16 protein-coding genes are annotated in these 16,416 nt (G+C 72.7%); 12 read left to right on the top strand and 4 right to left on the bottom strand.

Features of this window, described 5'->3' with window-relative positions; genetic code table 11:
• Positions 1-51 precede the first annotated feature (51 nt).
• The 3 genes from ACH4TP_RS07515 to ACH4TP_RS07505 all read left to right on the top strand — a co-directional run bounded on the left by ACH4TP_RS07515 (position 52) and on the right by ACH4TP_RS07505 (position 1,411).
• A complete protein-coding gene (locus tag ACH4TP_RS07515; RefSeq protein WP_398436322.1) occupies positions 52-204 on the top strand; it encodes a hypothetical protein in 153 nt (50 codons plus the stop codon).
• 41 nt (positions 205-245) lie between these two features.
• Positions 246-632, top strand: coding sequence for a hypothetical protein (locus ACH4TP_RS07510; protein WP_398436320.1), 387 nt, complete (start codon positions 246-248; stop codon positions 630-632).
• Between the two features lie 83 nt (positions 633-715).
• Complete coding sequence (locus ACH4TP_RS07505; RefSeq protein ID WP_398436318.1) at positions 716-1,411, top strand: DUF6766 family protein; 696 nt, start codon at positions 716-718, stop codon at positions 1,409-1,411.
• A gap of 202 nt (positions 1,412-1,613) precedes the next feature.
• Here the strand turns inward: ACH4TP_RS07505 and ACH4TP_RS07500 are convergent, their stop codons facing one another.
• Positions 1,614-1,844, bottom strand: coding sequence for a DUF6480 family protein (locus ACH4TP_RS07500; protein WP_389237127.1), 231 nt, complete (start codon positions 1,842-1,844; stop codon positions 1,614-1,616).
• Positions 1,845-2,190: 346 nt separating this feature from the next.
• Here ACH4TP_RS07500 and ACH4TP_RS07495 point away from each other — a divergent pair, with 346 nt between their 5' ends.
• From ACH4TP_RS07495 to ACH4TP_RS07465, 7 genes are all read left to right on the top strand, one after another.
• Entirely contained in the window at positions 2,191-2,544 is a 354-nt protein-coding gene (locus ACH4TP_RS07495; RefSeq protein ID WP_398436316.1) for a hypothetical protein, read from the top strand.
• A gap of 281 nt (positions 2,545-2,825) precedes the next feature.
• A complete protein-coding gene (locus ACH4TP_RS07490; protein ID WP_398436314.1) occupies positions 2,826-4,442 on the top strand; it encodes a purple acid phosphatase family protein in 1,617 nt (538 codons plus the stop codon).
• 133 nt (positions 4,443-4,575) lie between these two features.
• Entirely contained in the window at positions 4,576-4,779 is a 204-nt protein-coding gene (locus ACH4TP_RS07485) for a DUF6229 family protein (protein WP_086827200.1), read from the top strand.
• Positions 4,780-4,920: 141 nt separating this feature from the next.
• On the top strand, positions 4,921-7,770 hold the full coding sequence (locus tag ACH4TP_RS07480; protein ID WP_398436312.1) for a type 2 lanthipeptide synthetase LanM family protein: 2,850 nt from the start codon (positions 4,921-4,923) through the stop codon (positions 7,768-7,770).
• A gap of 107 nt (positions 7,771-7,877) precedes the next feature.
• The gene (locus ACH4TP_RS07475) at positions 7,878-8,117 is read left to right on the top strand and encodes a hypothetical protein (RefSeq protein WP_398436310.1); all 240 of its coding nucleotides are present in this window, start codon (positions 7,878-7,880) and stop codon (positions 8,115-8,117) included.
• 125 nt (positions 8,118-8,242) lie between these two features.
• Positions 8,243-8,431 (top strand): hypothetical protein, encoded by a 189-nt coding sequence (locus ACH4TP_RS07470; protein WP_398436309.1) that lies wholly within the window; start codon positions 8,243-8,245, stop codon positions 8,429-8,431.
• Between the two features lie 375 nt (positions 8,432-8,806).
• Entirely contained in the window at positions 8,807-9,136 is a 330-nt protein-coding gene (locus tag ACH4TP_RS07465) for a hypothetical protein (RefSeq protein WP_389237119.1), read from the top strand.
• Between the two features lie 348 nt (positions 9,137-9,484).
• Here the strand turns inward: ACH4TP_RS07465 and ACH4TP_RS07460 are convergent, their stop codons facing one another.
• The 3 genes from ACH4TP_RS07460 to ACH4TP_RS07450 form a co-directional block, all read right to left on the bottom strand.
• The gene (locus tag ACH4TP_RS07460) at positions 9,485-11,290 is read right to left on the bottom strand and encodes a SulP family inorganic anion transporter (RefSeq protein ID WP_398436307.1); all 1,806 of its coding nucleotides are present in this window, start codon (positions 11,288-11,290) and stop codon (positions 9,485-9,487) included.
• A gap of 566 nt (positions 11,291-11,856) precedes the next feature.
• The gene (locus ACH4TP_RS07455; RefSeq protein WP_389237114.1) at positions 11,857-12,267 is read right to left on the bottom strand and encodes a three-helix bundle dimerization domain-containing protein; all 411 of its coding nucleotides are present in this window, start codon (positions 12,265-12,267) and stop codon (positions 11,857-11,859) included.
• 619 nt (positions 12,268-12,886) lie between these two features.
• The gene (locus tag ACH4TP_RS07450; RefSeq protein ID WP_389237112.1) at positions 12,887-13,270 is read right to left on the bottom strand and encodes a hypothetical protein; all 384 of its coding nucleotides are present in this window, start codon (positions 13,268-13,270) and stop codon (positions 12,887-12,889) included.
• Positions 13,271-13,530: 260 nt separating this feature from the next.
• On the opposite strand from ACH4TP_RS07450, the gene ACH4TP_RS07445 reads away from it, so the two are divergent.
• Together ACH4TP_RS07445 and ACH4TP_RS07440 are read left to right on the top strand one after the other, a co-directional pair.
• A complete protein-coding gene (locus ACH4TP_RS07445; protein ID WP_398436305.1) occupies positions 13,531-15,231 on the top strand; it encodes an enoyl-CoA hydratase-related protein in 1,701 nt (566 codons plus the stop codon).
• Positions 15,232-15,287: 56 nt separating this feature from the next.
• Positions 15,288-16,370 (top strand): hydrogenase expression protein HypE, encoded by a 1,083-nt coding sequence (locus ACH4TP_RS07440; RefSeq protein WP_362564614.1) that lies wholly within the window; start codon positions 15,288-15,290, stop codon positions 16,368-16,370.
• The last annotated feature ends 46 nt before the right edge of the window (positions 16,371-16,416 follow it).

Here is a 16,416-nt window from a genome sequence, read left to right as displayed (position 1 = left end):
GCCGTGCGAGGGCGCGGGGGCTCTACCACCCCGCCTTTCAGGAGCCAGCCGGTGCTCGAACGCGAACAGCCCAAGGGCCGTACGCAGGCCGTCCTCGTCCTTCCCGTGGACGGTCCCGACGGCCCGGTCGGCGTCGTGGGCGACGTCCACCACCGGAACCCCGCCGCGCACCCGCCGGCTGTTTCCGGCGTCGGTTCCAAGTGATCGGATCGTGGTCCCGGCCGGCCGGGCGCCTCTGGTGCGGGTTGGCCCTCGCGGCTCCGGTGGTGCTCGGAGTGGCCGGGTGCGGGGCACCGGCGGCGCGGCAGGACGCCGCCGCCACGGCGGGAGCCGCCTTCGCATCCGCGGTCGCGGCCGGTGACGACGTCCGGGCCTGCGAGCTGCTGGCTCCGCAGACCCGTGCGCAACTGGAGCAGAACGAGCGGAAGACCTGCCGGACGGCGTTCGCCGCGCAGGATCTGCCGAAGACACGCGGTGTCCAGGAGGTCGAGGTGTACGGGCGGCAGGCGATGGTACGGATGGCGGGCGACACGCTGTTCCTGTCGCTGTTCACCGGGGGCTGGAAGGTGGTGGCCGCCGGCTGCACCCCGCAGCCCGACCGGCCGTACGACTGTCTGCTCAAGGGGGCATGAGCCGTGCGGATCCTGTTCGTGGCGTGCCTGGCGGTCATCCTCGGAGGGCTCGGCTACTTCATGGCCATCGGAGCGCTGCAGCGATGACCGGCAGTCGCGAACCGCGCGGAAACTTCTGGCGGGACAACAGCCTGACCCTCGTGTTCGGCATCGCTTTCCTGGTGGTCCTCGTGGGCCAGGCGGTCTCCGGGAACGCCGAGTTCAACGAGCAGATGACGGTGGACGGCCTCCAGCCGCTCGGCTTCGGCGAATACCTGACGTCCTCGGACTTCGCCGTGGACGTCACCGAGAACTGGCAGTCGGAGTTCCTGCAGTTCTTCCTCTACATCTTCGGCACGGTCTACCTCGTCCAGCGGGGCTCCCCGGAGTCCAAGAAGGTCCACGAGGCCGGCCCCGAGAGCGAGCAGGAGCAGCGCATGGGCGACCACGCGCGCCCCGATTCGCCACGCTGGGCAGGGACCAAGGACTGGCGCCAGTCCCTCTACGCCCGCTCCCTGGGCATCGTGATGGGCACCCTGTTCGTCCTGTCCTGGCTGGCCCAGTCCATCACCGGCACCGCCGCCTACAACGACCAGCAGCTCCGCCAGCTCGAGGACCCCGTCAGCTGGGCCGGCTACGTCGTCACACCCGACTTCTGGAACCGGACCCTGCAGAACTGGCAGTCCGAACTCCTCGCGGTCGCCGCCATGGTCGTGCTCTCCATCTACCTCCGCCAACGCGGCTCCCCCGAATCCAAACCGGTCGGCGCCGCCCACACCGCCACCGGCGTCGAAGGCTGACCCCGGCCGACGAAGTCCCCCGGACGGAGGGGGCGTTCGCGGGCGGCCCGGAGCCGGAGGAGCAGGCGGGATCAGCGGCGGCCGTCCGGCCCGGGACGGTGAGCGGTAAGTGCTCCCTGGCGAAGCGGATGAGGACGTCGAGCCCTTCGGCGGTGCGGACGGCGACCGCACCACCCGTTTCGTATGGCGCTCGGAAGAGGGGTCACAGCGCTACGACGATGCCGTACGCCAGGAAGAACAGCGCCACCAGGACGGCCAAGCCGATGATGAGGGCCAGGGGCACACCCGCCCAGCCGCGCTTCGGCGGCCTGTGAGGCCCGGTGCCTGTTCCGGTGCCGGATTCCGCGGGCGGCGTCTCGCCCGGGGGTACCGCGCCGCCACTCGTCAACCCGGTGGTGCGGCGCGGGTCGGGGTCTGGATTGCTGGTAGTCATACTCCGCTGCTCCCCTGATCCCACCTCTTCATGCCGCGCGACGGACCCGGGTGGGCGGGCAGCCCCTGCGACGTCGTCTCCCGGTGACTCGCGGGAGCCCGGGGCGTCCGTCGGTTGTCAGGCGCCACCGGGTGAGTGCGCGCGGACTGGGCAGAGGCGTGACGTAGGAACCGCCAGAAGACCGGTGGACGTGCATCCGCGCGCTTCCTTCCCACCCGGAGGGTTGGTTCTTCCGCCGGTCGAACAGCTGGGGACCCCCTCCCTGGCCCAGGTCGTTGACGCTGTGGTGACGGCCCCCGTCACGACGTGAACCCGATGACCTGATCTTCCCGCAGCCGGTGTCCCCGTGCCTCCCTTCTTCAAGGACACCGGTGTGCCGGACCGGCGGAAGGCGGCGTCCATGTTCGTGGAGCACGCCGACGAGGGCCGGATCCTGGCCTTGAACGTCCCGGCCGATCTCGATGTCCCCTCCCGTGCCGCCGCGGCGCTGCACGTCCAGCGTCTGCTGCTCGCCTACCGGCCGCGGGGCGTGCGTCTGCACATGGCGGCCGGCCCGGCCAGCGGCGCCGCCCTGAGCGTGCTCGCGCGGGCGCGCCGGCTGTGCGAAGGCCTCGGCATCCCCCTGACACTCACCGACCGGTCCTGGACGCCCCGCACACCACCCGTGCGGACGGCGGGACCCGAGGCGGTCGGTCCCTGACGGAGGCGCGCGCGTCCCGGCCGACCCCTGCCGCATGGGGAGCGGGAGGCAGGGATCCACCACCGTGGTGATCCTCGGCATCGACCCCACCACCGCGCCCGGCACGGTCCTGTACGCACGGTGACCGTTCGTGGGGGCCTGTCGTGCGCGCCGAAGTCCGGGCGCGTCAGACGGTGTACCGGACCGACCCGTGCCCCGAAGGCACCTCCCGTGGATTGATCACGACTCGATGCGCACCCTAGGGTTCTCGCGGTCAACTTCCTTCGAGGAAAGGGGATTTCATGTCGATCCCACGCAGGACCTTACTCGCCGGCTCGACGGCGGGCGTGGCTGCCGCCACCGTCGCGGGTGCGGGAAGCGCCGAAGCCGCCGACCGGCCGGCGGCCGCGACGTCGCCGTTGCTGCAGCGCACACCGAGTCGGCTCGGGGTGCCGGGAGTGGCCGGGCTGCACCTGCAGTTCGGCGCCGATCCCGCCACCGAGATGACCGTCTCCTGGATCAGCCCCCAGTCCGTCCGGCGTCCGCGGATACGCCTCGGGTCACCGGACGGCGGCACCGGGCGGGTGGTCGACGCCGAGACCCGTACCTACCGTGACGCGCTCTCCCGGCAGGAGGTGTACGTCCATCACGCCCGCGTCACCGGGCTGCGGCCGGACACCACCTACCTGTACTCGGCCGGGCACGACGGCGCCGCGCAGGAGACCGGGTCCTTCACCACGGCGCCGCGCGGTCGTGCCGCTTTCACCTTCACCAGCTTCGGCGACCAGGGCACGCCCAACCTGCGCCGGTCCCTCAAGTGGCCCACGGAGGACACGCCGCCGCCCCTCGGTCCTTTCCCGCTCTACACCAGCACCCAGGGGGGCACCGAGGCGTCCGCCGACATCGTGGCCGCGGTGGAACGGGTCGGTCCGCTGTTCAACCTGATCAACGGCGACCTCTGCTACGCGGGCGTGGCCGGCGCCATCGGCGAGGACCGTGTCGCGACCTGGGCCGACTGGTTCATCAGCAACAGCCGCTCGGCGCGGCTGCGTCCCTGGATGCCCTGTGTGGGCAACGGCGAGACCGAGAAGGGCAACGGGCCCCTGGGCGTCACGGGTTACCAGACCTACTTCGCGCTGCCGGACGCGACGACGGCCACCGATGCCGAGACGCGCGGTCTGTGGTACGCCTTCACCGTCGGCGCGGTCCGTTTCATCAGCCTGGCCAACGACGACGTGGCGATCGTGGACAGCGGCGACATCTATCTGCGCGGTTACTCCGGCGGCGCGCAACGACGCTGGCTGGAAAGGGAGTTGCAGGCGGCACGAGCAAGCACCGCCGTCGACTGGATCGTCGTCTTCATGCACCATCCGATGATCTCCAGTCACCGCAGCGGCGGTGCCGACCTCGGAGTCCGCCAGGAGTGGGGGCCGCTCTTCGACGCGTACGGCGTCGACCTGGTGCTCTGCGGCCACGAGCACTACTACGAGCGCTCGCTGCCGCTCCGCGGCACCCTGCCGAACGAGACCCGCACCCCGATCCCGGTCTCCACCGACACCGATGTCGCCGACACCGCGAAGGGCACCGTGCACATGGTCATCGGTGGCGGCGGCAACTTCGCCACCACCCAGGACGACCTGTTCGAGGAACCCAAGGGCCGCGTCGTCGTCGACGTGGGCAAGGTGCCCGAGGGCCGCCACCGCAAGCCGGTCTACCTCACCGAGGACGCCCCCTGGCGCGCCGTCCAGGACCGCGTCCACCCCCATGGCTTCGCCGCCTTCGACGTCGACCCGGGCACCCGCGGCAGCGGACGCACCCGGATGCACGTCACGTACTACACCTTCGACGGCCCCTACGGAGAGCTGACCCCGGTCGACACCTTCACCCTGGAACGCCCCCGCGCGGACGCCCGGGACTGACACCGGCCGGGGGCAGGCCCGGGCGTGTCCGGAATCCCGCTCGACGATTGGCCGGTTCTGGCGGATCCCGGACGGACCGCCTCCGGTGGATTCTGTAGCCCGTGCACTTCCGGCGAATCGTAGGAGGTACCACATGTCCATCATGTCCACCACCCGCGCGGACGAGATCGTCACCGCCTGGCTCCAGGGCGCCGAGACGGCCTTCGGCGCCGACAACCCGGCCGGCCCGCTCTACGTGGGCGGTGCGGCGGGAGAGGCCGCGCTGACCGACGGCACCGAGGCGCTGCTCACCGGGTGCAGCAGCTGTACGGGCTCGCTGCACAGCTACTGCTGCTGACGAACCGCCGTACGCACCGGACGCACCACCCGGGGAGCCCTCAGGGGCTCCCCGGCCCGACCAGACCTGACCAGCCCCGACCACGCGCAGGCCGGCCCCCGTGTGCGGAAACCCGGCCCGGACGTCAGGAGAGGACTCAGCATGGTGGAACCGGTGGCAGCGGCCCGCGCGGCCGACGGACCGCCGCCCGAGGGATGGTTCGCGGGCCCCGTGGACGCCTTCGCGGCCCCGCTGTTCGCGGAGCTGGACGACCGGATCCCGGGGACGGCCGGGCTGGCCTCCGACGAGCGGGAAGTCCTGCGCGAGGCGACGCGCGAGGCCCTCCGCCGTACCCTCCAGCTCCGGCTCAACCGGGTGCTCCTGCTGGAGCTGCGGGCCGCCGCACTCGCCGGCGACCTGCCCGGCCCGGATCCGTCCGCGCGATGGGACGCCTTCCTCCGGCAGGCCTCCGCTCCCGGCTTCTCCGAGACCCTGCACCGGCGCTACCCGGCGCTGCGCCGACGGGCCTTCGCCTCCGGACGCCTGCTGACCGAGGGCGCCCTGGAGCTGGGCGCGCGGCTCGCCGCGGACCGGCGGGCCGTCGCCGGCCTGCTCGGGGGCGATCCCGGACCGCTGCGCGCCCTGGAGCTCGCCCGGGGGGACACCCACCACGGTGGCCGGGCGGTGGCGCTGCTGGTCTTCGAGACCGCCTGCGTCATGTACAAGCCGCGACCGGTGGAGGTGGACGCCGCGCTGCGCTCCTTCCTCGCCGCCGTCCCCGGCGCCGAGGACCTGGGCGTACCGAGGGTGGTGGTACGGGACGGCTACGGCTGGGCCGAGCACCTCGGTCACCGCTACTGCCGGGACGAGGCGGAACTCGCCCGCTTCTACCGCGCCCTGGGCGGTTGGCTGGCGGTGATGCGGCTCCTCGGCGGGACCGACCTGCACGCCGAGAACCTGGTGGCCCACGGTCCGGTGCCCGCCGTCGTCGACGCCGAGGCCCTGTTCACCCCCGATGTCGAGGTGTCGCCGAGCGGGCGCGGCGACGCCGTGGACCGGGCGGCCCGGACGATCCGCAACACCGTGCTGCGCACCGGCATCCTCCCGCTGCGCACCGACGGCTACGCCCTCGCGGGCGTGGACCTCTCGGCCGCCGGTGGTCTGCCCGGTCAGCAGCCGCAGATCCGCGTCCCGGTCATCACGGACGGAGGACGGGACACCGCCCGCATGGAGATCGCCGCGGTGGACCTGCCGCCGGCTCGCAACCACCCCAGCCCCGAGCCGGTGCTGATCCGCCACTGGGACCAGGTGCTGACCGGCTTCGACGGGCTCACCGCGGCCCTGGCGGAGCTCGACGCGGGCGGTGGACTCGCCGCGCTGCTAAGGGTGTTCGACGGCTGCCGGGTGCGCAGGATCCGGCGGCCCACGCAGACGTACACGGACATCGGCCGGATGCTCTGGCACCCGGCTTCGCTGCACGACCCCGACGCCGCCCTGGCCCGGGCCCGGGACATCCTCCACCGCAACGCCCTCGCCGCCCCGGGCGCGCCCCGCGAACCGGCCGTGATCGACCAGGAGATAGCGGACCTCCTGGTCGGAGACATCCCCGCGTTCGGCGAACAGGTGGACGGGCAGCGGCTCGACGCCTTCCTCGCCGGGTGGCGGCGGGCGGACCTCACCCGCGAGCGCGACACCATCCGCAGCGCCCTGGTCGGCGCCTACCTGAACGAACGCAGGCTTCCCGACCGGGTGCGGACGCCCGCCCGCGCGCCGCACGCCGAGGACCTGGACCGGCGGCGCCGCATGCTGGCGGCCGAGGCCGTGCGGACGGTCTGCGAGGCGGCCGTGCGCGGCGCCGACGCCACCGCGACCTGGATCAGTCCCGTACTGACGGACTACGGCTGGGCGGTCCGCCCGCTGGGCGCGGACCTCTACACCGGGCAGGGCGGCGTCGCCCTCGCCCTCGCGGAGTACCGGCGGGAGCAGCGGGCCGGCCGGGCCGATCCGGTGGCCGGTGTCGAGTCCGTGCTGGCCGGCACCCTGGAGGTGCTGTCCGCCACCGAGGACACCACGCCGACCCGTCAGCTCGGCGGATTCACCGGCATCGCCTCGCAGGTGTGGACCTGGGCCGCACTGCACCGCCTCCTCGGTACGCCCGGGCTGCTCGACCGCGCCCGCGCCAGGGCCACGCTGCTGACCCCGGAGGCCATCGCCGAGGACCGTGCCCTCGACGTGCTCGGCGGCGCGGCCGGCGCGGTCGTCCCCCTGCTCGACCTCGCCGAACTCACCGGCGAGGAGAGGTGGTTGGAAACCGCCGCGGAGGCCGGCCGACATCTGGAGCGGACGGCGGTCGTCGACGGCCGCGGAGCACGGTGGTCCACGGTGATGTTCCCCGAGGGCATCGGCGGATTCGCCCATGGCGCCACCGGCGCCGGGTGGGCGCTCACCAGACTCGCCCTCTCGTCCGCCGGGAGCCCGGCCGACCGGCGCCGGTGGTACGAACTCGGCACTCTGGCAAACGACTTCGAGGAGTCGCTGTACGCGCCGGAGGCAGGCGCCTGGGTCGACGCGCGGATCGGAGGAGACGTCGACCACCCCACCGCGTGGTGCCACGGCAGCACGGGCATCGGCCTGGCCGCCCTCGACCTCCACCGGCGCACGGGCGATCCCCGCCACCTGGACACCGCGCTCCGCTCGGGGCCGGCCGGCCTGCGCGAGGGGTTCGGCTGGAGCCACACCCTCTGCCACGGCGACCTCGGACTCTGGGAGCTCCTGCACCACCTGCGCGGCCTGAAGGGGTACGAGGGACCGTCCGCCGCACAGGCGGACGCGGAGCTGATCACCGGCATCGAGCAGCGCGGTCCGGTCGGTGGCCTCGCCAAGGAGGCGTTCGCACCGGGTCTGCTCCCCGGTCTGTCCGGGGTGGTGCACCACCTGCTCCGGATGCACCCCGACGCACGTCTGAGCTCGCCTCTCCTCCTGGCCCACCCCGAGGGCCCGGACCCCACCTGACGCGACCTCCCGCCCCGGCGAGGGACCCCCTCTTGTCCCACGCCGCGGCTGGGAAGCCTCGACGAGGGTGCGGGACGCGATTGTGGCTGAAAGCAGCGTGGGTTGGGGTGAACGCGTACGGCAAGCCGTACGCCCAGCACCACAAGCTGGTCTCGGTGGACGACTCGGCCTTCTCCATCGGCTCGAAGAACCTCTACCCCTCCTGGCTCCAGGACTTCGGCTACGTGATCGAAAGCCCCGCCGCCGCACGCCAACTGGCGCACGGGCTGCTCGCGCCGCAGTGGAAGTACTCGCAGGCGACGGCGACGGCGACGTACGACTACACGCGCGGCGTCTGCCAGGGCTGACACCCACCCGACCGGCACCCGGGGTCCGCGTGCCCGCCGATCCGAGGTGCCGGTCGGCGCCGCGCACGGAGGCTGGTGGGACCGGGGCGCGGAGGCGATTGAGGGTGCGCCGGTCGGCGAGGTCGATGTCGACCGGGCTGCCGGCGACCGGCCGGGTGCACGCGGCGCGGGCCGAGACCATGAACAGGACGGACCCGAGCCGGTTCACCGCGACGATCCACCGGCCGAGGCTGATCGAGGCGCTCTCGGTGGCGTCGCCGGAGCCGAACTGGACGACGCCGGCACCGGCCGCGAAGAGAGGGCCCCGCCGATGACGAAGGCCGTCGCGGCTACGGTGTCGAGCCTGCGCAGGCGGCGGACCGCCACCTCGTCGGCACGAGCATGGTGACCGGCCTCCGAGCCCGCCGCCCGGACGGCGAGAACCGGCGCGCCTCCCGCTCGCTCTGTGGACTTCACTTCGTGGTGCTGCGGTGCCGTCGCGTCGGTCGTCCAGCAGACCGAACACCTCGGCCGTGCCCGGCGCCCGTGCCCTCCCGTGCTCGGCGACGGTGGTGCGGTCGGTCGGGAGCGGTGGCGCAGGAGGTGAGGGACACAGTGACGACCGCGGGAGCGAGATCCGGCGCTGACGCAGCCATCCCGTGGTGCCACGATGGAGAAGAGGGATTGCCAGGTGCTTCAGGGAGGCGATCATGAGCCGGGAGTATCACTTTCATTGCGAGCACGCCGGCTGCTCGGTCACCGTGGACCTGCGGATGGGGCGGACGCGGGAGCTGCAGCTCCTCGTGGACGGGAAACAGGTCGCCGCCGCCCGCGCCCATGGCCACCATGCGCAGACGACGGTGATGACCACCATCCTGCCCACCGACCCTCCGCGCGGCATCGAGGTCGAGGTGACGCTCCCCGGCACTCGCGGCGGTGATCCGGCAAGCACCCTGCTCGCGGGTGGCGAACGCAGGCCCATACCCGCCCGGGAGGTGCCCCGACGGGCGCGGCCGTCGGAGGCCGACTGGTATTCCTGACCGTGCCGGGGCGCCCGGCACGGCGCGTGCTCGGCCAGCCAGAAGTCGCCGTCGGGGCGGACGGGTCAGCGTGCGGGTCGTGGATGGGCGGGGCCCGTTCTCCGGCGAACGCGCGGCGGAACCAGTTCCGCTCGCTTCCGGCGCCCGCCGCGTGCAACGCCCGCAGGGCGACCAGGAGCACACCGATGTCGTCGAGGTGACCGGGGCCGGGATCAGGCCGATCGCTGAGACGGTGCGGACCACCGCCGGCTACGGCGTCGGCCCGCTTCTCGGCTCATCCGCCGTTCCCCTCGTGGATGCCTCCACCGGACCCGAGCCGCACGGCGCCCCGCCGGGGGACCGGCGCGGTCACTGCTCGTGGGTGGGCGGCGGCTCAGCGGTACCGGGGCCGGGCCCGTCGGGCGGGGGCGGGCTCGCGTCGGCCGGGGGCGCCCACCGCGCTCCGGTGCGCAGGCGGAACGCGGCGACCGCGGCCTCCACGGTGGGGAAGAAGTGCCGGGGATCGATGGTGCGGGTGAGCCCGTACCGTTCGATCTTGTGGCGCACGGGGTCCTTGAGCTCGGCGAACACGAGGTGCACGCCGTCCGCGTTGAGCATCTCGTCGAGCTCCTCGAGGACGTCGGCGGCGGTGGTGTCCACGTCGGTCACGGGCTCCGCCGCGATCACGATCCAGCTCGGCCGCGGGTCCGCCTCGGCCAGGCGCCTGATGTCGTCGCGGAAGGCCTTGGCGTTGGCGAAGAGGAGCGGCGCGTCGAACCGGTAGATGACCAGGCCCGGCAGCTGCCGGGCCCGCGGGTACGAGCGGATGTCGTGGTAGCCCTCCAGTCCCTCGACCAGCCCCAGCACGGTGTGGTACGGCCACCAGACGCGGCGGAAGACGTTCAGCACGGACAGGGCGACGGCGATGCCGATCCCGGGCAGCACACCGAGGAGGGCCACGCCGAGGAACGCCGCGCAGCACAGCAGGAAGTCCGTCCGGCGCTGCCGCCAGAGCCGCACGGCCCCCGGGATGTCGGCCAGGGACAGCGACGCGGTGACGACCACGGCGGCAAGGGCCGGTTGGGGGAGATTGCGGAACAGGCCCGGAGCCAGCACGAGCATGAGGACGATGAGTACCGCTCCGACGACCCCGGTGAGCTGGCTCTTGGCCCCCGCCCGCTCCGCGACCGCCGTACGGGAACCGCTCGTGCTGACCGGGAAGCCCTGGAAGAGACCGGCCGCCAGGTTGGCCGCACCGATGGCCGCCATCTCCTGGTTGCCGCGGACCTCCTGTCCGGTGCGGGATGCGAAGGCCGACGCGTTGGAGATCGTGTCCGCCAGGGACACCAGGGCGATGCCCAGCGCACCGCCGAGCAGCGGCGGCAGGTCGGCGAGCCGTACATCGGGGATCGTGAACGGAGGAAAGCCCTCGGGCAGTTCTCCGACCAGGGCGACGCCGTGCGCGCCCAGACCGAAGACCGTGGCCACGGCGATCGCCAGGACCACCATCACGAGCACGGCGGGGACCTTCGGCAGCAGGCGTTGCAGGACCAGGATCAAGACGATCCCACCGATGCCGACCGCCGCGGCGGCCGGCACCACCGCCCCGTCGGCGAGGCCCCGCACGAAGCCGGCGCATCGGCCGATCAGGTCGTCCGCGTCGACCTTGAAGCCGAGCAGCTTGGGCAGCTGACCCACAAGAATGGTCAGGGCCAGACCGTTCATGTAGCCGATCATCGTCGGTTTGGAGATCAGATCGGCGATGAAGCCCAGCTTCGCCACCGAGGCCAGGATCATCACGGCCGCCACCATGAGCGCGAGGACCGACGCCAGCGCCACAGCCCTTCCGGAGTCCCCGTCGGCCGCCACCAGGGGCAGCACGGTGGCGGCGATCATCGGCCCCAGTGAGGAATCGGGGCCCAGCACCAGGATCCGGGACGGCCCGCACACCGCGTAACCGAGCAGGCAGAGAATCGTCGTGTACAGGCCGGTGATGGGCGGCAGTCCCGCCAGCTCGGCGTAGGCCATCCCCTGCGGCACCAGCAGCGTGGTCAGGACGACTCCTGCCACCAGGTCCTTGACCAGCCACTCGCGTCGGTACGACGACACGGCACGTACCCCGGGAACGGCCCGCAACCGACGGGGAGGCCCGCGGCGCTTGTGTTGGGTGGTCACAGACCGTCCTTCCGAGCATCGAAATCCGTCGTCCCGAGGAAGCGGCGGAAGCCGTCCTTCTGGATCGTCACCGGCACCCGCGAGCACGAGCTGGGCCGGCGCCACCCCAGTTCGTCTGCCTGCTGCCGACGGTGGACATGGTCGGCACCGTGTCCGTCTCGCTTTGGCAGTCGGCCCGCGGATTCCTGCCGGGCCGGTACGGGCCGAGTGGGCACCGACTCCCCGCGCGGCATGCGGCGGGGTGAACGGCTCGCCCGCCGTGAAGCTGAGAACGGTGGCCCAGAGGACTGTCGGGACGAAGGCCGCCGGCCGCCCTGACCGCGCCGTTGGCGAGGCACCGGACGACCTGTCACCCGGCGGCACCGACAGTCGAACGCAAGGCTGGTCGAGGAACCGGCGGGGCGCGCGCGTACCCCAGGCCTTCCGAATTCCGAGGCTGTTCACCCGCGGAGCCCGACCGCACCGCCATCGCTCCGCCTCCGATCCGTGGCCGCGGAGCGGCGGACAGGTCGCCCACCGCACCGGCAGGCCGGCCCTGTCCGCGCTTTCCGCCAGGCCGCGCGGTCTCAGTCCCTTTCCGATCCGGGGTGAGCACCGAGCGTCCCGGGGTTCGCCCGGCCGTCGACGGCCTGACAGAGAGCCGCGCGACAGGCGGCTTGGAGCGCCCTCCGGGACCGGCGCTCCACCAGGATCGGGACGTAGGCTCTGACCCTGGCCTCGCGGAACGACTCGTACGCTGTCCTGACCGTCGCCTCTACGTCGACCGAGTCCAGCCAGGGGTAGGCAGCCCCCAATCGGGCCACCGTGTCCCGGAGGGAAGCGAGTTCGTCCTGCGAGCCGCGCGACAGGAGGTCCGATGGACCTGCCGGGCCGGCGCGCTCGACCGGACCGAAGTAGCCGGTCGAACCCTCGACGGGAAGGTTCGCGTCGGCTTGAGAGGGTTGTTCGTCGACCGTGACGGGGGGCACTGATCCCATGTCCCACGACCTCCTGACCGCAGAACCGCACATCTCGCCATCGCCACGAGAAGGCCGGCCACGCTCATTGTCTGCTCGCCCGGGCAAGATCGCCCTCCGGGGCCGGGCCAGGAAAGCGGTGGAAAGAGGCGCCGGCAGGGCCGCCGCAGCGCTGCTCGACGGGCCTCGTCGTCCCCGTGCGACGGACGAACGATTCCGGACGAGGCAGGGTGCGGTCCGAAGGTCGGCGCGGTGGCCGCGCCATGCCGTGGCGCGTCCGACCGGTGGGGGCTCCTGGACGGCAACCGCCCCTTCAGGCGCCCGGGTGCGCCCCACCGGGACGACCCCGGCTTCTTGGAGGAACAGCTCCGCAGAATGTTCCCGGTCTGCTGGTGGTACGGACGAGGCGCCCTTCTGGCCGGCGGGAACGACGGCCCGTGTCGTCCACTGCAGGGTGTGGGACCGCACGTGGTCCGGATTTTTAGGCAGCGCATGCGCCCTGCTGCCATGCCGCGCCTCGGAACGGGGCACACTTCGTTCCACCCGGCGGTGGAGCAGTCCCCGCCGTCTGACGGCCGAAGCGGCGGTGAGGAACGCTCCGTATGGCGTGGTGGCCCTTCGTCTCGTCCTCGGCGCCGCGTCAGCCCGGGCGGGGACCGGAGGAGTCGTCGTCCGGGTTCACGCCGGTGAACGCCGAGTCGTCCTTCGTGCCGCTGGGGCGCTGTGTCCGACCCCTTCGGCCGGTGTCGCGCATGCCCTTCTCCGACGAGCGGCCTCGCTTCTCGCCCCTGGCCGTGTCGCCGTGAACGGTGTCGCCGGGGACGTTCCCTTCTTCCTCCTTGGAGGTCTTCCGTCCCTTGCCGGGCGGGGGCGCGTGCTTCTCGGGGCGGAAGGAACGCGAAGCGCTCGGATTCTCCTGCTGTCGCGTTCCGTCCACGTCAGGGGACCAGCCGTGCTGTCCGGCCATACCGTCGCGGCTCGGCTCGCCGCGCGAGGGCCCGGAGGACTTCGGTTTCTCGGCCATGAGCCGACCTGCCTGTCCGTGCGAGGGGCATGCGTTCGCACACCCCTGGGACTCTGATCTTCCCACGAGGCGCAGGGCGCGTCTCCTGGACGGCGCCCTGCGGCGATCAGGCCGCCAATCGGCCGGACGCACACCTCGAACGGGTGAGGTGCGGGCTCCGCCACCCCGCTGCCCCCCTCGTGCTGCCCGATGATCGCAGGCGGTTGGTGGACCGCGGTTCCCAGGGCCGCAACCCCCTCCGCGCCCCGGAAAGGCCGCCCATGCGCATCCTGCTCGTCGCCAGCAGCTTCAACAGCCTCACGCAGCGCGTCCTGGTCGAGCTGCGCGACCGCGGGCACGTCGTTCCCGTGGAGGTCACCCCCGACGGTGCCGCCGTGCGCGAGGCCGTGGCGCGCCACACGCCCGACCTGGTCGTGGCCCCCATGCTGAAGGCCGTCGTGCCCCGCGACGTGTGGACGGCGCACCGTTGCCTGATCGTGCACCCCGGACCCGTGGGCGACCGCGGCCCGTCCTCGCTGGACCACGCGATCCACGACGGGGTCGAGGAGTGGGGCGTCACCGTCCTCCAGGCCGACGAGGAGATGGACGCGGGCGACGTCTGGGCATCCGCGGCCTTCCGCGTGCCGGAGGTCGGCAAGAGCGACCTGTACCGCAACGAACTGTCCGACGCCGCCGTGGCCGCCGTGCTCCGCGCCGTCGAGAGGGTCGCCGCCGGGGCGGCACCGCGTCCGCAGACCGGCGAGGTCCGCGCCCGTCCCGCTCTCCGCCAGGAGGAGCGCCGGATCTCCTGGGGCGAGGACACCACCGGGACCGTGCTGCGCACCCTGCGGGCCGCCGACTCGCAGCCCGGCGTCCCGGACCGGCTGCTCGGCGCCGAGTGGTTCCTGCACGGCGGCCACGCGGAGGACGGTCTGCGCGGGCGGCCCGGCGCTCTGCTGGCCACCCGGGCGGGCGCGGTCTGCCGCGCCACCGTGGACGGCGCGGTGTGGATCCCCGAACTCCGTGCCCGCACCGGCCCCGGCAGGCCGCGTGCCTGCAAGCTCCCCGCCACCCTGGCCCTCGCGGGCCGGCTGCCGGAGCTCCCCGAACTGCCGGCACCCGTCGGTCCGGCGCCGGGCCGACGGACCTGGACCGACATCTCGTACCGCGAACAGGGGCCGGTCGGCGTCCTTTCCTTCGCGTTCCCCGGCGGGGCGATGAGCACCGACCAGTGCCGCCGCCTGCTGGACGCGTACGAGACAGCCCGTGGGCGTCCCACCTCCGTCCTGGTGCTCGGCGGGCAGCGCGACTTCTTCTCCAACGGCATCCATCTGAACGTCATCGAGGCCGCCGCCGACCCCGCCGCCGAGTCCTGGGCCAACATCAACGCCATGAACGACCTGGTCGAGGCGGTTCTCACCACGACCGACCGGCTCGTCGTGAGCGCGATCGGCGGCAACGCCGCCGCCGGCGGGGTGATGCTCGCCCTCGCCGCCGACGAGGTCTGGTGCCGTTCGGGGTCGGTGCTCAACCCGCACTACCGGCGCATGGGCCTGTACGGATCGGAGTACTGGACCCGCACCCTGCCCGGGAAGGTGGGCGAGGCCCTGGCCGCGCGCCTCACCGAAGAGGCCGCGCCGGTGTCCGCGGCCGCATCGCTCGACATGGGTCTGGTCGACCGGGTCGTCGACTGCGGACCCGGGGAGTTCGCCGCCGAGGTCACCCGATTGGCCCTCCGCCTGGCGTCCCGCGGCGGTCTCCAGCCGCGGATCGCGGCCAAGAAGGCGGAGCACGAGCGCCGGGAGTCCGTCGCTCCCCTTGCGGCCCACCGTGAGCGGGAGCTCTCCCGGATGCGGACGATCTTCGACGATCCCGCCGCGAGCTACCACGCGCGGCGCCGGGCCTTCGTCCGGAAGGAGGCCCCCCGAGCGCCGCTCCCGAACGGCCCAGGTGCGGGCGCGGGCGGATCGGCCGACTGTTAAGCAAGACCCAGGCCCGACATGAGGCCTTCGCCCCATCCCTCCTCAGGAGGCGAACCATGAGCGCAGTGAAGCCGGCCCCGGTCGAGGACCAGGGTGCCGCACCCGGCAGCGAAGAGAAGCCGATCCACATCCTCTGGATCAACGCGGGTCTGAGCTGTGACGGAGACTCGGTGGCCCTGACCGCCGCCATGCAGCCCAGCATCGAGGAGATCGCCCTCGCGGGGCTGCCCGGGCTGCCCAGGATCGCGGTCCACTGGCCACTGATCGACTTCGAGTGCGGTCCGGTGGGCGGCGCCGACACGTTCATCGAGTGGTTCTTCAAGGGGGAGCGGGGCGAGATCGACCCGTTCGTGCTGGTCGTGGAGGGGTCGATCCCGAACGAGGCCATCAAGCAGGAGGGCTACTGGAGCGGCTTCGGCGACGACCCGGAGACCGGTCAGCCCATCACCACCAGCGAGTGGATCGACCGGCTGGCACCCAAGGCCCTCGCGGTGGTCGCGATCGGCACCTGTGCCACGTACGGCGGCATCCACGCCATGGCGGGGAACCCGACCGGCGCCATGGGCCTCCCGGACTATCTCGGCTGGGACTGGAAGTCGCATGCCGGCATCCCCATCGTGTGCGTGCCCGGCTGCCCCATCCAGCCGGACAACTTCGCGGAGACGCTGACCTACCTGCTCTACCAGGCGGTCGGCTCCGCTCCCATGATCCCGCTGGACGACAAGCTCCGTCCGAACTGGCTGTTCGGGGCGACCGTGCACGAGGGCTGCGACCGGGCCGGCTACTACGAGCAGGGCCAGTTCGCCTCGACGTACGACTCGCCCAAGTGCCTGGTCAAGCTCGGCTGCTGGGGCCCCGTCGTCAAGTGCAACGTCCCCAAGCGCGGCTGGATGAACGGTGTCGGCGGCTGTCCGAACGTCGGCGGCATCTGCATCGCGTGCACGATGCCCGGATTCCCGGACAAGTTCATGCCGTTCATGGACGAACCTCCCGGCGGCAAGGTCTCCAGCACCGCCAGCGGCGTGTACGGCTCCGTCATCCGCCGCCTGCGGACCATCACGGCCAAGACCGTGGACAAGGAGCCGAAGTGGCGGCACACCGGCGAGCGCATCACCACCGGCTACCGGCCGCCCTGGTGACCGTGACCGCAAACCGCGCCACCCCGCAGGACCCCCCATCCAACCC

It is taken from the genome of Streptomyces sp. NPDC021012, from assembly GCF_044333355.1.
Classification (GTDB): domain Bacteria; phylum Actinomycetota; class Actinomycetes; order Streptomycetales; family Streptomycetaceae; genus Streptomyces.
Note: the sequence above shows the minus strand (reverse complement) of the source record. Positions and strands in the feature narration are given on the sequence as shown.